Genomic DNA, 13217 nt, shown 5'->3' on the forward strand with positions numbered 1-13217 from the left:
TCAGTTGATCGCGTTCGATCCGGCTTGACCGACAGACTCTATGTCGCGGCCGACGCCCTTGACGGTGTTGCAGGCCGAAGCCGAGAAAACGATTCCGCCGGCAACAAGAGCGAAAATAATCTTCTGAATCATGTGATACGCATTCCTTGGTGGTGACCTCGGTTATCTCAAGGATCGCATTGAGGAAAGCGCTCTTGCAAAGCTGCAGGCCGGCTTCGGTCGGTGGCTTGAAACCAGCCTGCGCGCTAGCTGCTTACTTGTTGATTGCGTCGTCGCCGGCCTGTCCGACCGACTCGACGTCCTGTCCGGCGCCCTTGACGGTGTTGCAGGCCGAAGCCGAGAAAACGATGCCGCCGGCGACGAGGGCGAGGACTAGCTTCTTGACCATGTTCATGTTCCTTCTAGCGGTGCGACCCAGTTTTCCGGGTGCGCGCCCCGTGCAAACACGCACGCAAGGATCAAGTTCCCTTGCTCTGAGCGGAGGGAACGGGCTCCGCTTCTTCGGTCGCGCTCTCGTCTAGGGCGGAAGTGGGGGATATGCGGCGCGACAGGAAATGCTCCCGTGACGTGATGATAAGGCCGGCGGCAACGATCACAGGCGCGCCGAGCCACGTCGTGTAGGATGGCAGGTGGTCCCAGATCGCCCAGCCGTAGAATGTCGACCAGATCAGCGCCGTGTAATCCATGACCACGACCGTCGCGACCTGTCCGAAGCGCAGCGCCGCGGTGATGAGGAACTGGGCAAGAGTACCAGTCAGCCCCACTCCTACGAGCAGTAGCCACTCATAGGCTCCGTGGGGGCGGACGTAAAACGGCAGCAGGAAGGCACTGAACAACGATCCGTAGAATGCGAACCAGAACACACAGGCTATCGGCTCTTCGGTGCGGGCGAGATCACGGATCTGGAAGCTGACGATAGCGACGATGACGCCAGCGCCGAGACCGGCTGCAAGTCCGAGCGCGGGCACCGGAACGTCCCCGGGGCGAGTGATGACGAGGACTCCGATGAAACCCAGAAGGACTGCGGTCCAGCGCCATTTTCCGACCGTCTCGCGTAGGACGAGGGCTGTTATCAATACGGCGAACAACGGCGTCGTAAATCCCAGCGTCGTCGCTACGGGGAGCGGCAGCAGAGTGGCTGCGCCGATGTTGCAGCACAGTCCGGCGGTCCCGGTAGTCGCGCGCTTGGCGTGGCTGCTCATGCGGCGGGTTGCAAGCAGGCCCAGCTTTCCCGTCAGCAGCAGTGCCGTGACGATAATCGGAAGGCTCATCGCCTGTCGCCAGAAGACCAGTTCCGGGAGCGAGACGCCGGCCTCGCCCGAAACCTTGACGAGCATGAACATCGTCGAAAGCATTGCCATCGCCGCGACCCGCAGGGCGATGGCGAGCATGGGGCGCTCTGCACGTTCGGGTTTGGGGGAGGCCTTCACGACTCGGGGCTTTAACTTGGCCACGCTTGGAGGCAAGTGCAGTCGATGGACGACTCGACACTGATCATGGCTATTTTCGGTGGCTTTGCAGCCGTGATGACCGTCGTCGCATGGCTCGGGGACCGGCGCAGACACCGCCGCGCCGACCTCGACCGGGTGGGCTTCATGCCGTGGACCGCAATGTTCTTCTGGTCACTGCTGGCGGCGGTTTTGTTGCTTGGGCTGTCGGCGAGGCAGGCGTTAGGGAGGTAAGGTCCGAACTTGTTCGAGAATCTCGAACAAGCAGATCGAATTTATCCGGCTGGCCAGTGGCCGTCACGGGTGGGAACAGGCGTCAGCCCCCTCACTCCGCTGGAGAATTTCACATGAAGCGCATGTTCGCGTCGGCCATTCTGGCCGTTTCATTCGCCGTGTCCGCGCCGATCATCGCGCAGCAGGCCAACAACAATGCCGCACAGGTCGAGGCCGGTAAGTATGCGCTCGATCACTCGCATACCCTGGTGCGGTTCACCGTCGACCACTTCGGGATCAGCGAGTTCTTCGGCACGCTTCCAGGCGCCACCGGTACGCTCTCGCTTGATCCCGAGGCGATCTCGTCGGCCAGGCTCGACGTGAGCGTCCCAGTCTCGACTGTCTCGACGACCAACAAGACGCTCGACGAGGAGTTGGCCGGCGCGGAGTGGCTGGATGCAGCGAAGTACCCGACGATGCGCTTCGTCTCGACCAAGGTGGCGAAGACTGGGGCGAACTCAGCCGACGTCACCGGCAACCTGACGCTTCATGGCGTCACCCGCCCGGTTACGCTCAAGGCGACCTTCAAGGCAGCGGCCGTCAATCCGATGAACAAGGCCTACACACTGGGCTTCAATGCGACGGGCGTCATCAAGCGCACCGAGTTCGGCGTCAGCAAGTACGCCCCGCTCGTCAGCGACGAGACGACGCTCTCGATCAATGCCGCTTTCGAGAAGCAGCCATCCAACTGATTTGGGGAAGTGCGGTGCGCTTCCGGAGTCCCTAGGGACAAACAAAAACCCCCGCCGACGAGGCGGGGGTTTTCTATTTCAATTCGGGTCAGACGATTTCGATCGCGACCGCCGTGGCTTCGCCGCCGCCGATGCAGAGGCTGGCGACGCCCTTCTTCAGGCCCTTTTCCTTGAGGGCGTTGATGAGGGTCACGATGATGCGGGTGCCCGAGGCGCCGATCGGGTGGCCCAGCGCGGTGGCGCCGCCGTGGATGTTCACCTTGTCGTGCGGGATGCCGAGGTCATGCATGGCGAACATGGCGACGCAGGCGAAAGCCTCGTTCACCTCGAACAGGTCAACGTCCGACAGCTGCCAGCCCACCTTGTCCATCAGCTTGGTGATGGCACCGACCGGGGCGGTGGTGAACTTCGAAGGCTCCTGCGCGTGGGCGGAAACGCCGACGACAGTGGCGAGCGGGGTCAGACCCTTGGCTTCCGCCACGCTTTTGCGGGTCAGCACAACAGCGGCCGCACCGTCGGAGATTGAGCTGGAGCTGGCAGCGGTGATGGTGCCGTCCTTGGCGAAAGCAGCGCGAAGGGTGCGGATCTTGTCCGGATTGCCCTTGGGCGGCTGCTCGTCGGTGTCGACGACCACTTCGCCCTTGCGCGTCTTTACGGTCACGGGGACGACCTCGTCCTTGAAGGCACCGCTGTTGATGGCTTCCTGCGCACGGCGGAGCGACTCGATCGAGTAGTCGTCCTGGTTCTCACGGGTGAGCTGGTATTCGTCGGCGGTGACTTGCGCGAAGGAGCCCATCGAGCCGCCCTCATAGGCGTCTTCCAGGCCATCGAGGAACATGTGATCATAGAGGGTGTCGTGGCCGGCGCGCGCGCCCGAGCGGTGCTTCTTGGAGAGGTACGGCGCGTTGGTCATCGATTCCATGCCGCCGGCGATCACGACGTCGAGCGAGCCAGAGGCCAGGGCTTCGGCGCCCATGATGACCGTCTGCATGCCAGAGCCGCATACCTTGTTGACCGTGGTCGCCTGGACCGACTTGGGCAGACCAGCCTTGATGGCGGCCTGACGGGCAGGGGCCTGGCCGAGGCCGGCGGGCAAAACGCAGCCCATGTAAATGCGCTCGATGTCCTCTCCGGCGACGCCCGCGCGCTCGACCGCTGCCTTGACCGCAGTGGCGCCGAGATCTGTCGCGGAGACTTCGGCGAAAACGCCCTGAAGCCCGCCCATCGGCGTGCGCGCATAGCTGAGGATGACGATCGGGTCGGATGCGGAAATCTGGGCCATGAATTGCCTTTCGCACTGGAAATCTGGATGGTTGTCGCTTCGGTAATGTTGCGATGCGTCAATTGCAATGATGCGACGCTTTCGTGACCACCTCGCTCAGGCCTTCATCGCCGGGCCGGGTTTTCTTTCGAAGCGCGCTTGCCGCTCATGGGAGGAGATGGTGGCGCTGTGGGAATTGCCAAGCCGTGTCGCGAATGTTTCGCAGTAATGTGCGCAAATAGTTGCGTAAATCGCCTAGCCCATTTGCGCAAACCGGCACCGCGCCCTCTTTCTCTGGGAAATCCCGCAGTTCCGGCCTCATCCGTGTTGCAATGCGGTGCGAATGGGCGGATTTATCCAACCGTACACCTTGCAGCGTTGTGAGGGCTGGCCTAAGAGCGCGCCCAACTTGACGGCATTCGCCCATGACCTTTCCGAGTCCGTCAACGTCGCATCCGGTATGAGGCAAGAGACCATTGACCGATCTGTCACAATACCTGCCGATCCTGATTTTCCTGGTGATCGCGCTGGGGCTTTCCTCGGTGATCGTGTTCCTGCCGATGGGCGTCGCTCGCCTAACCGGCACGCACCAGCCGAGCATCGACAAGAACAGCGAATATGAATGCGGCTTCCCCGCGTTCGAGGATCCGCGCAGCCAGTTCGACGTGCGCTTCTACCTAGTCGCGATCCTGTTCATCATTTTCGATCTCGAAGCCGCGTTCCTGTTCCCCTGGGCCGTCTCGCTCAAGATGACCGGCTGGGCCGGTTGGCTGACAATGATGGTGTTCCTTGGCGAACTGGCCATCGGCCTCGCCTATGCATGGAAAAAGGGAGCTCTGGACTGGGAATGAGCACGCTCGTGAACTCTGCCGGCCAGCCTCTGGCCCGCGCCGCCCACCCTGGACCCGTTGGCGCGATCACCGCGCCCGACCAGTCGTTCTTCAAGGATCTCAACCAGGAAGTGTCCGACAAGGGCTTCCTCGTCACCAGCACAGAGGAACTGTTCCAGTGGGCCCGCACCGGCTCGCTGTGGTGGATGACCTTCGGCCTCGCCTGCTGCGCGGTTGAGATGATCCACGTCAACATGCCCCGCTACGACATGGAGCGCTTCGGCGCCGCGCCGCGCGCGTCCCCGCGGCAGTCGGACGTGATGATCGTCGCCGGCACGCTGTGCAACAAGATGGCTCCGGCGCTCCGCAAGGTTTACGACCAGATGTCGGAGCCGAAGTACGTCATCTCCATGGGCAGTTGCGCCAACGGCGGCGGCTATTACCACTACAGCTACTCGGTCGTGCGCGGCTGCGATCGCATCGTGCCGGTCGACATCTACGTGCCGGGTTGCCCGCCGACGGCCGAAGCGCTGCTCTATGGCGTGATGCAGCTGCAGCGCAAGATCCGCCGCGTCGGTACGGTCGAGAGGTAAGGACCAGATGCCTGTTCTGCATTCCGCTCCGAAGATCGCCTCGAACGAGGGTGTCCTGGACGCCCTCGTCGCCGCGCTCGGCAACAAGGTCGTCGCCTCGAAGGAGGAGCACGGTGAGATCGTGCTCACCATCGACCGGCTCGAGATCGAGAACGCCTTGCGCGCGCTGCGTGACGACCACGGCTATCAGCAGCTAATGGAGATGGCCGGCGTCGACTATCCGTCGCGCGCCGAACGCTTCGAAGTCGTCTACATGCTGCTGTCGGTTACGAAGAACCATCGCCTCATGGTGAAGGTCACCGCCGCCGAGAACACGCCTGTGCCGACCGTCACGACGCTGTGGCCCAACGCGGGCTGGCTCGAGCGCGAAGTGTTCGACATGTACGGCGTGATATTCGCCGGCAACCGGGACCTGCGCCGCATCCTCACCGACTACGGTTTCGAGGGTCATCCGTTCCGCAAGGACTTCCCGCTCACCGGCTACGTCGAACTGCGCTACTCGGAAGAGGACAAGCGCGTCGTCTACGAGCCGGTCAAGCTGGCGCAGGACCTGCGAACGTTCGACTTCATGAGTCCGTGGGAAGGTGCAGACTACGTGCTCCCGGGTGACGAGAAGGCGGCCGAGGCCGCTGCCCCGCCGCCGGTCGCGACGCCCAAGGCCACCGAGACCAAGGCCGACACCGGCGCCGGCGACAAGGCGAACGACAAGGCCGCCGACAAGTCTCCGGCGGACGCCCCGGCCAAGGCCGAAGGCGGTAAAGCCCCCGAGGCGCCCCAGGATACCGAGAGCCGTCCGGCCAAGGAGGACGACAAGTGAGCATGCAGCTCGAGACGTCGCCCACCACCGGCGACGAGGTCATCACCAACTACACTATCAACTTCGGCCCTCAGCACCCGGCGGCGCACGGCGTGCTGCGCATGGTCATGGAGCTCGACGGCGAGATCATCGAGCGGATCGACCCGCATGTCGGACTGCTCCACCGCGGCACCGAGAAGCTGATCGAGCACAAGACCTACCTCCAGGCGCTGCCGTATTTCGACCGCCTGGACTACTGCTCGCCGCTGGCGATGGAGCACTCCTACGTGCTCGCCATCGAGAAGCTGCTGAACCTCGAGGTGCCGCTCCGCGCCCAGTACCTGCGCGTGCTATTCGCCGAGCTGACCCGCATCTGCAACCACATGCTCAACATGGGCAGCCACGTCATGGACGTCGGCGCCATGACCCCGAACCTGTGGCTGTTCGAAATCCGCGAGGACTGCCTCAACTTCTTCGAGCGTGCGTCCGGCGCGCGTATGCACTCGGCCTGGTTCCGCCCCGGCGGTGTCCATCAGGACGTGCCGCTCAAGCTGCTGACCGACCTCGCCGACTGGCTCGACACGCGCCTGCCGCGCCTGTTCGAGGATGCCATGAGCCTTGTGGTCGACAACCGCATCTTCAAGCAGCGTAACGTGGACATCGCGATCACCAGCAGGGAAGATTCGCTGGCCTGGGGCTTCTCGGGCCCGATGATCCGCGCCGCAGGCATCCCTTGGGACATCCGCAAGTCGCAGCCCTACGACGTCTACGACCGCATGGACTTCGAGATACCCGTCGGCACCAATTCGGACTGCTACGACCGCTTCATGGTCCGCGTCGAGGAAGTGCGCCAGTCGGCCAAGATCATGAAGCAGTGCCTTCGCGAGATGCCCGAAGGCCCCGTCGCGTCGGACGACCGCAAGGTTGTTCCACCCAAGCGCGCCGAGATGAAGAGCTCGATGGAATCGTTGATCCATCACTTCAAGCTCTACACCGAGGGCTTCCACGTCCCCGCGGGCGAAGTCTACGTCGCCACCGAAAGCCCCAAGGGCGAATTCGGCGTCTATCTCGTGTCGGACGGCTCGAACAAGCCGTACCGCTGCAAGATCCGACCGACCGCATTCAGCCACCTGCAGGCGATGGACTTCATGTCCAAGGGCCACATGCTGCCGGACGCGACCGCGATCCTAGGTGCCATCGACGTCGTGTTCGGGGAGTGCGACCGTTGAGCAACCTCGACACCGCCAAGGCTATGATCGCCGCCTACAACGCGCAGGACGTCGACCTGTACGTCTCGTACATGACTGACGAGGCCTGTGAGGCGAACTATCGCGGCGACGTCGTCCGCGAGGGCAAGGAAGGCACGCGTTCGGGCCTCGCCGCCGCATTCGTGCGCTGGCCGCAGAACAACGCCGAGATCGTCGAAGCTCAGCAGATCGGCGCTTACGTGCTGATGCGCGAGCACGTGACACGCGGCCCCGCCACTGATGGTTCGGCTCTGGTCGAGCCGTTCGACGTGGTCGCGGTCTACAGTTTCGAGGGCGATCTCTGCTCTCGTGTCGAGTTCATCCGGTAAGCGTGGGAGTGGGGCCGATGACCAAGTTCAACACTGTCGACATGATCCGCATCTGGGCAAGCCTGACCGGGCTGTTCCTGATTGGTTTGTACTTCATGGTGCTCTGGGCGGGGATCGAGCCCTCTCCGATGATAGCAATGCTGGCGACCGCCATCGGTGGTTTCGAGATTTTCTTTTTCGGCCAGGATCAGTGGCTGAAGCGCAGAGGTAAGCATGGCTGACCGCTTTATCGAACCCGATACGCCCGAATTGCGGGCACGTTGGGGCAATTTTGCCTGGACCGAGGCCAACGCCGCAAAGGCGAAGGACATCCTTTCGCGTTATCCCGATGGGCGCCAGCGCTCGGCGGTGATGCCGTTCCTCGACCTTGCCCAGCGCCAGGTCGGTGCGGAGCTGAACACGCAAGGTTGGCTGCCGATCCCGGTGATGGAATTCATCGCGGCCGAGCTCGCCATGCCGGTGATCCGCGTGGTCGAGGTCGCCTCGTTCTACACGATGTACAACATCGCGCCGATCGGCCGCTTCCACGTCCAGGTCTGCGGCACCACGCCGTGCATGCTGCGCGGCTCTGACGACATCATCGAGACCTGCAAGTCCCGGGGCATGAAGAAGGGCCACACCACGGCGGACGGCATGTGGTCGTTCACCGAGGTCGAGTGCATGGGCAACTGCGCCTCGGCCCCGATGGTCCAGATCAACGACGACAACTTCGAAGACCTGACGCCCGAGCGCATGAACGCGGTGCTCGACGCGCTGGCCCGGGGCGAAAGCCCCAAGGCCGGTACGCAGGACCCGGCGCGCCACACCGTCGAGCCGGTGGGCGAACCCACCAACCTCGCGGCGATGGTCTCCGCCAATCATGACTACCGGAGTGAGTGGTAATGGCTCTCGCCGATAAGGATCGCATCTTCACGAATGTCTACGGCTATCAGCCGTGGAACCTGAAGGAAGCGCAGGCACGCGGCGCCTGGGATAACACAAAGGCGCTGATCGAGCGCGGCAACGCGGCCATCATCGACGAGATGAAGGCCTCGGGGCTGCGCGGTCGCGGCGGTGCGGGCTTCCCCACCGGCATGAAGTGGTCCTTCATGCCCAAGCAGCCCCCGCTCGATCAGAACGGCAACCCCAAGCCCAGCTTCCTCGTCATCAATGCCGACGAATCCGAGCCCGGTTCGTGCAAGGATCGCGAGATCATCCGCCACGACCCGCACATGCTGCTCGAAGGCGCGCTGGTCGCGGGCTTCGCGATGGGTGCGCGCGCGGCCTACATCTACATTCGCGGCGAATACATCCGCGAGGCCGAGACCCTGTTCGCCGCGCGTGACGAGGCTTACGCCGCCGGTCTGCTGGGCAAGAACGCCTGCGGTTCGGGCTACGATTTCGACGTTTTCGTCCACCGCGGCGCCGGCGCCTACATCTGCGGCGAAGAGACCGCGATGATCGAGAGCCTCGAAGGCAAGAAGGGCCAGCCCCGCCTCAAGCCGCCGTTCCCGGCCGGCGCGGGCCTCTATGGCTGCCCGACCACGGTGAACAACGTGGAATCGATCGCGGTGGCTCCCACCATCCTGCGCCGCGGCGCCGCGTGGTTCTCGTCCTTCGGGCGCGAGAACAATAAGGGCACCAAGCTCTTCCAGATCTCGGGGCACGTGAACCGTCCCTGCGTGGTCGAGGAAGAGATGTCGATCCCGTTCACCGAGCTGATCGAGCGTCACTGCGGCGGCATTCGCGGCGGCCGTGACAACCTGCTGGCGGTGATTCCCGGCGGCTCGTCGGTGCCGCTGGTGCCGTCGGCCGACATCTGGGACGCGCCGATGGACTTCGACGGCCTCAAGGCGGTCGGCTCGGGCCTCGGCACCGCCGCCGTCATCGTCATGGACAAGTCCACCGACATCGTCCGCGCCATCAGCCGCCTCTCGTACTTCTACAAGCACGAGAGCTGCGGCCAGTGCACCCCGTGCCGCGAAGGCACCGGCTGGATGTGGCGCGTGATGGAGCGCCTGCGTACCGGCGATGCGCATGTCGAGGAAATCGACATGCTCCAGCAGGTTACCAAGCAGGTCGAAGGCCACACCATCTGCGCCCTGGGCGACGCTGCGGCGTGGCCGATCCAGGGCCTCATCAAGCACTTCCGCCCCGAGATCGAGCGCCGTATCGAAGCGCGCACGGGATCGCTGCAAGAGGCTGCCGAATAATGCCGAAGGTCAAAGTAGACGGCGTAGAGCTCGAAGTTCCTGCCGGCGCCACGGTGCTGCAGGCCTGCGAGCTGGCCGGCAAGGAAATCCCCCGCTTCTGCTATCACGAGCGCCTGAGCATCGCTGGCAACTGCCGCATGTGCCTGGTCGAAGTGAAGCCCGGACCGCCCAAGCCGCAGGCATCCTGTGCGCTTCCTGCCACCGAGGGCCAGGAAATCCGCACCGATTCCGAGATGGTCAAGAAGGCGCGGGAAGGGGTGATGGAGTTCCTCCTCATCAACCACCCGCTCGACTGCCCGATCTGCGACCAGGGTGGCGAGTGCGACCTGCAGGACCAGTCGGTCGCCTACGGCCGCGGCGGCTCGCGTTACCACGAGCACAAGCGCGCGGTGACCGAGAAGTACATGGGTCCGCTGATCAAGACCCAGATGACGCGCTGCATTCACTGCACCCGCTGCGTGCGCTTCTCGGAAGAAGTCGCCGGCGTGGACGAGATCGGCGCGCTCTATCGCGGCGAGTCGATGCAGATCACGACCTATCTGGAACGCGCCGCCCATCACGAGATGAGCGCGAACGTGATCGACCTGTGCCCGGTCGGCGCGCTCACCAGCCGTCCCTATGCGTTCGAAGCGCGTCCGTGGGAGCTGAAGAAGACGCTCGGCATCGACGTCTCGGACGCGACCGGCGCCAACATCCGCATCGACAGCCGTGGCCGCGAAGTGCTCCGCGCGCTTCCGCGCAACAACGACGACGTCAACGAGGAATGGATCAGCGACAAGGCGCGCTACCAGGTCGACGGCCTCGTTCGCCGCCGCCTCGACAAGCCGTTCCTGCGCCGTGACGGCAAGCTGGTCCAGGTCAGCTGGAACGACGCCTTCGCCGCGATCGCCACGCTGAACCCCGGCAACTCGATCGCCGCCGTCGCCGGCGACATGGTCGACTGCGAGACGATGTTCGCCGCCAAGGCGCTCGTAGGCGCGCTGGGCTCGACACTGATCGAAGGCCGCCAGACCGGCATGGACTACGACACGTCGAGCCTCTCGGCGGTGAACTTCAACACGACCTTCAACGGGATCGAGACGGCGGATGCCATCCTGGTCGTCGGCTCGATGGTCCGCTGGGAAGCGCCGTCCGTCAACGTCCGCCTGCGCAAGGCGGTCAAGCGCGGCGCCAAGGTGTTCCTGATCGGTCCGGAGTGGGAAACCACGTTCGGCGGCGAGTTCATCGGCGAAGACCTTTCGCTGCTCGGCGGTCTGCCGCAGCATGTCGCGGACGCGCTTTCCGGGGCCAAGCGCCCGGCGGTGATCGTCGGCGGTGCAGCGCTCGGGCGCGGCGGGCTCGAGGCGGCGCTCGCGCTGTCGGGCCAGTTCAACCTCGTTCGCGAGCTTGAAGACGGCTCGGCCTGGAACGGTTTCAACGTCCTTCACATGGCGGCCTCGCGCATGGGCGGCCTGATGCTCGGCTTCGCGCAGAAGGGCGGCATCGCCGACCTCGTCGCCGCCAAGCCCAAGGTGCTCATCTCGCTCGGCGCCGACGAAGTGGACTACGCCAAGTTCGCGGACTCGATGATCGTCTACATCGGCCACCACGGCGACAAGGCGGCCCACGCCGCCGACGTGATCCTGCCGGCCTCGGCCTATACCGAGAAGGCCGGCACTTACGTCAACACCGAGGGCCGCGTGCAGTTCGCCGACAAGGCCGTCTTCGCGCCCGGCGACGCGCGAGAGGACTGGACGATCCTGCGCGCGCTGGCCGATGCCTTCGGCGTCTCGGTCGGCTTCGACAGCTTCGACGCCCTGCGCGATGCGATGATCGCTGCGGTTCCCGCTCTCGGCGTCGAGGGGCTGGCCGATTACGGCAGCGCTCTTCCGGCCGGTGGCGGCTCCGCCTCGGGCGCGATCGCCTATCCGATCAAGGACTTCTACATGACCAACCCGATCGCGCGCGCCAGCGCGACGATGCAGCGCTGTTCGGCTGAACTGCTGCACGGCGAGGAATTCGCGGAGGCGGCGGAATGACTTCGTTCTTCCAGTCCCTCGGGATGTCCTATGAGTGGGCGTGGGGTCTCTCCACAATCTGCGGCATCCTGCTGATCGCGCTCCCGCTGATGCTCAGCGTCGCGATGATCATCTACGCAGACCGCAAGATCTGGGCGGCCATGGCACTGCGCCGTGGTCCCAACGTCGTCGGCCCGTTCGGCCTGTTGCAGTCTTTCGCGGACGGCCTGAAGGTCTTCCTCCAGGAAACCATCGTTCCCTCGGCCGCGAACAAAGGCATCTTCCTGATCGCGCCGGTGGTGACCTTCACGGTAGCACTGATGGCCTGGGCGGTGATCCCGTTCAACTCAAACGGCGTTCTGGCCAACATCAACGTCGGCCTGCTTTACGTTCTCGCGATCAGTTCGCTGGGCGTCTACGGCACGATTATGGCGGGCTGGGCTTCGAACTCGAAGTACCCGTTCTTCTCGGCGATGCGCGCCTCGGCACAGATGATCAGCTACGAAGTCTCGATCGGCTTCATCCTGATCTGCGTCGTTCTGTGGTCGGGCACCTTCAACCTCAACGGCATCGTCATGGCCCAGAAGGGCCACGTCTTCGGCATCATCAACGGTTTCGTCGCGAACCCGCTGCTGTTCCCGATGTGGGTGATGTTCCTGATCTCGGGCATGGCCGAGACCGGCCGTGCGCCGTTCGACCTGACCGAGGCGGAATCCGAGCTCGTCGCCGGTTACCAGACCGAATACTCGTCGATGGCCTTCGCCGCCTACTGGCTGGGCGAATACGCGAACGTGCTGCTGATGTGCGCGCTGAACGCGACGCTGTTCTGGGGTGGCTGGCTGCCGCCGCTCGACATTCCGTTCCTGTACATCGTGCCGGGCTTCGTGTGGTTCCTGCTCAAGGTCCTGTTCTTCTTCTTCGTGTTCAGCTGGGTGAAGGCGACCGTTCCGCGCTACCGCTACGACCAGCTGATGCGCCTGGGCTGGAAGATCTTCCTGCCTACCTCGCTGCTGTTCGTCGTCATCGTCAGCGGCTACCTCATGGCTACCGGACACTTCGCATGACCGTCGCATATCTCATCAAGAGCTTCACGCTCTGGGAGTTCGTGAAGGCGCACTTGCTGACCTTGAAGTACTTCTTCAGGCCCAAGGCGACGATCAACTACCCGTTCGAGAAGAACCCGCTGTCGCCCCGCTTCCGCGGCGAGCACGCCCTGCGCCGTTATCCCAACGGCGAGGAACGCTGCATCGCCTGCAAGCTGTGCGAGGCGATCTGCCCGGCGCAGGCGATCACCATCGAAGCGGCTCCCCGCGTCGACGGTTCGCGCCGCACCACGCGCTACGACATCGACATGACGAAGTGCATCTACTGCGGTTTCTGCCAGGAAGCCTGCCCGGTGGATGCCATCGTCGAGGGGCCGAACTTCGAGTACGCGACCGAAACGCGCGAGGAACTGCTCTATGACAAGGCCAAGCTCTTGGCGAACGGGGACAAGTGGGAGCGGGCGATCGCCGCGAACCTTGAAGCCGATGCTCCGTACCGCTAACCGGCGCGCGCAA

At 64.0% G+C, this 13217-nt stretch carries 17 protein-coding genes; 13 read left to right on the top strand and 4 right to left on the bottom strand.

The genetic code is table 11. The features are described 5' to 3' along the window. From PMI02_RS06870 to PMI02_RS06880, 3 genes are all read right to left on the bottom strand, one after another. The gene (locus tag PMI02_RS06870; protein WP_007680636.1) at positions 1–132 is read right to left on the bottom strand and encodes an entericidin A/B family lipoprotein; all 132 of its coding nucleotides are present in this window, start codon (positions 130–132) and stop codon (positions 1–3) included. Positions 133–253: 121 nt separating this feature from the next. After that, positions 254–388, bottom strand: a complete 135-nt coding sequence (locus PMI02_RS06875) for an entericidin A/B family lipoprotein (RefSeq protein WP_007680639.1) — start codon at positions 386–388, stop codon at positions 254–256. Positions 389–458: 70 nt separating this feature from the next. After that, positions 459–1430: a DMT family transporter gene (locus PMI02_RS06880; protein ID WP_238539011.1), complete on the bottom strand. Its 972-nt coding sequence runs from the start codon at positions 1428–1430 to the stop codon at positions 459–461. Positions 1431–1475: 45 nt separating this feature from the next. Here PMI02_RS06880 and PMI02_RS06885 point away from each other — a divergent pair, with 45 nt between their 5' ends. Both PMI02_RS06885 and PMI02_RS06890 read left to right on the top strand, forming a co-directional pair. Further along, positions 1476–1682 (top strand): hypothetical protein, encoded by a 207-nt coding sequence (locus tag PMI02_RS06885; protein WP_007680646.1) that lies wholly within the window; start codon positions 1476–1478, stop codon positions 1680–1682. Between the two features lie 113 nt (positions 1683–1795). Further along, positions 1796–2413 (top strand): YceI family protein, encoded by a 618-nt coding sequence (locus tag PMI02_RS06890; RefSeq protein WP_007680649.1) that lies wholly within the window; start codon positions 1796–1798, stop codon positions 2411–2413. Between the two features lie 88 nt (positions 2414–2501). Here the strand turns inward: PMI02_RS06890 and PMI02_RS06895 are convergent, their stop codons facing one another. Next, positions 2502–3695 (bottom strand): acetyl-CoA C-acyltransferase, encoded by a 1194-nt coding sequence (locus tag PMI02_RS06895; RefSeq protein WP_007680652.1) that lies wholly within the window; start codon positions 3693–3695, stop codon positions 2502–2504. 455 nt (positions 3696–4150) lie between these two features. On the opposite strand from PMI02_RS06895, the gene PMI02_RS06900 reads away from it, so the two are divergent. From PMI02_RS06900 to nuoI, 11 genes are read left to right on the top strand one after another with little or no spacing between them, the layout of a single operon-like run. Beyond that, a complete protein-coding gene (locus tag PMI02_RS06900) occupies positions 4151–4525 on the top strand; it encodes an NADH-quinone oxidoreductase subunit A (RefSeq protein WP_007680655.1) in 375 nt (124 codons plus the stop codon). Then, complete coding sequence (locus tag PMI02_RS06905) at positions 4522–5097, top strand: NADH-quinone oxidoreductase subunit B family protein (RefSeq protein ID WP_007680658.1); 576 nt, start codon at positions 4522–4524, stop codon at positions 5095–5097. The genes PMI02_RS06900 and PMI02_RS06905 overlap by 4 nt, the downstream gene beginning before the upstream one ends. 7 nt (positions 5098–5104) lie before the next feature. After that, positions 5105–5914, top strand: coding sequence for an NADH-quinone oxidoreductase subunit C (locus PMI02_RS06910; protein ID WP_007680661.1), 810 nt, complete (start codon positions 5105–5107; stop codon positions 5912–5914). Continuing rightward, positions 5911–7122, top strand: coding sequence for an NADH-quinone oxidoreductase subunit D (locus tag PMI02_RS06915; RefSeq protein ID WP_007680663.1), 1212 nt, complete (start codon positions 5911–5913; stop codon positions 7120–7122). The genes PMI02_RS06910 and PMI02_RS06915 overlap by 4 nt, the downstream gene beginning before the upstream one ends. Continuing rightward, complete coding sequence (locus PMI02_RS06920) at positions 7119–7469, top strand: nuclear transport factor 2 family protein (RefSeq protein ID WP_007680665.1); 351 nt, start codon at positions 7119–7121, stop codon at positions 7467–7469. The genes PMI02_RS06915 and PMI02_RS06920 overlap by 4 nt, the downstream gene beginning before the upstream one ends. Positions 7470–7486: 17 nt before the next feature. Next, positions 7487–7690, top strand: a complete 204-nt coding sequence (locus PMI02_RS06925; RefSeq protein ID WP_007680667.1) for a hypothetical protein — start codon at positions 7487–7489, stop codon at positions 7688–7690. Continuing rightward, entirely contained in the window at positions 7683–8351 is a 669-nt protein-coding gene (locus PMI02_RS06930; protein ID WP_007680669.1) for an NAD(P)H-dependent oxidoreductase subunit E, read from the top strand. Before PMI02_RS06925 ends, PMI02_RS06930 begins: the two co-directional genes overlap by 8 nt. Beyond that, the gene (gene nuoF, locus PMI02_RS06935; RefSeq protein ID WP_007680671.1) at positions 8351–9661 is read left to right on the top strand and encodes an NADH-quinone oxidoreductase subunit NuoF; all 1311 of its coding nucleotides are present in this window, start codon (positions 8351–8353) and stop codon (positions 9659–9661) included. Before PMI02_RS06930 ends, nuoF begins: the two co-directional genes overlap by 1 nt. After that, the gene (gene nuoG / locus PMI02_RS06940) at positions 9661–11679 is read left to right on the top strand and encodes an NADH-quinone oxidoreductase subunit NuoG (RefSeq protein WP_007680673.1); all 2019 of its coding nucleotides are present in this window, start codon (positions 9661–9663) and stop codon (positions 11677–11679) included. Before nuoF ends, nuoG begins: the two co-directional genes overlap by 1 nt. Then, on the top strand, positions 11676–12722 hold the full coding sequence (gene nuoH, locus PMI02_RS06945) for an NADH-quinone oxidoreductase subunit NuoH (RefSeq protein WP_007680683.1): 1047 nt from the start codon (positions 11676–11678) through the stop codon (positions 12720–12722). The genes nuoG and nuoH overlap by 4 nt, the downstream gene beginning before the upstream one ends. Then, positions 12719–13204 carry an NADH-quinone oxidoreductase subunit NuoI gene (nuoI, locus tag PMI02_RS06950; protein WP_007680699.1) on the top strand — a complete coding sequence of 162 codons (486 nt, stop codon included), beginning with the start codon at positions 12719–12721 and terminating at the stop codon, positions 13202–13204. The genes nuoH and nuoI overlap by 4 nt, the downstream gene beginning before the upstream one ends. The last annotated feature ends 13 nt before the right edge of the window (positions 13205–13217 follow it).

The sequence above is a fragment of the Novosphingobium sp. AP12 genome (assembly GCF_000281975.1).
GTDB lineage: Bacteria > Pseudomonadota > Alphaproteobacteria > Sphingomonadales > Sphingomonadaceae > Novosphingobium.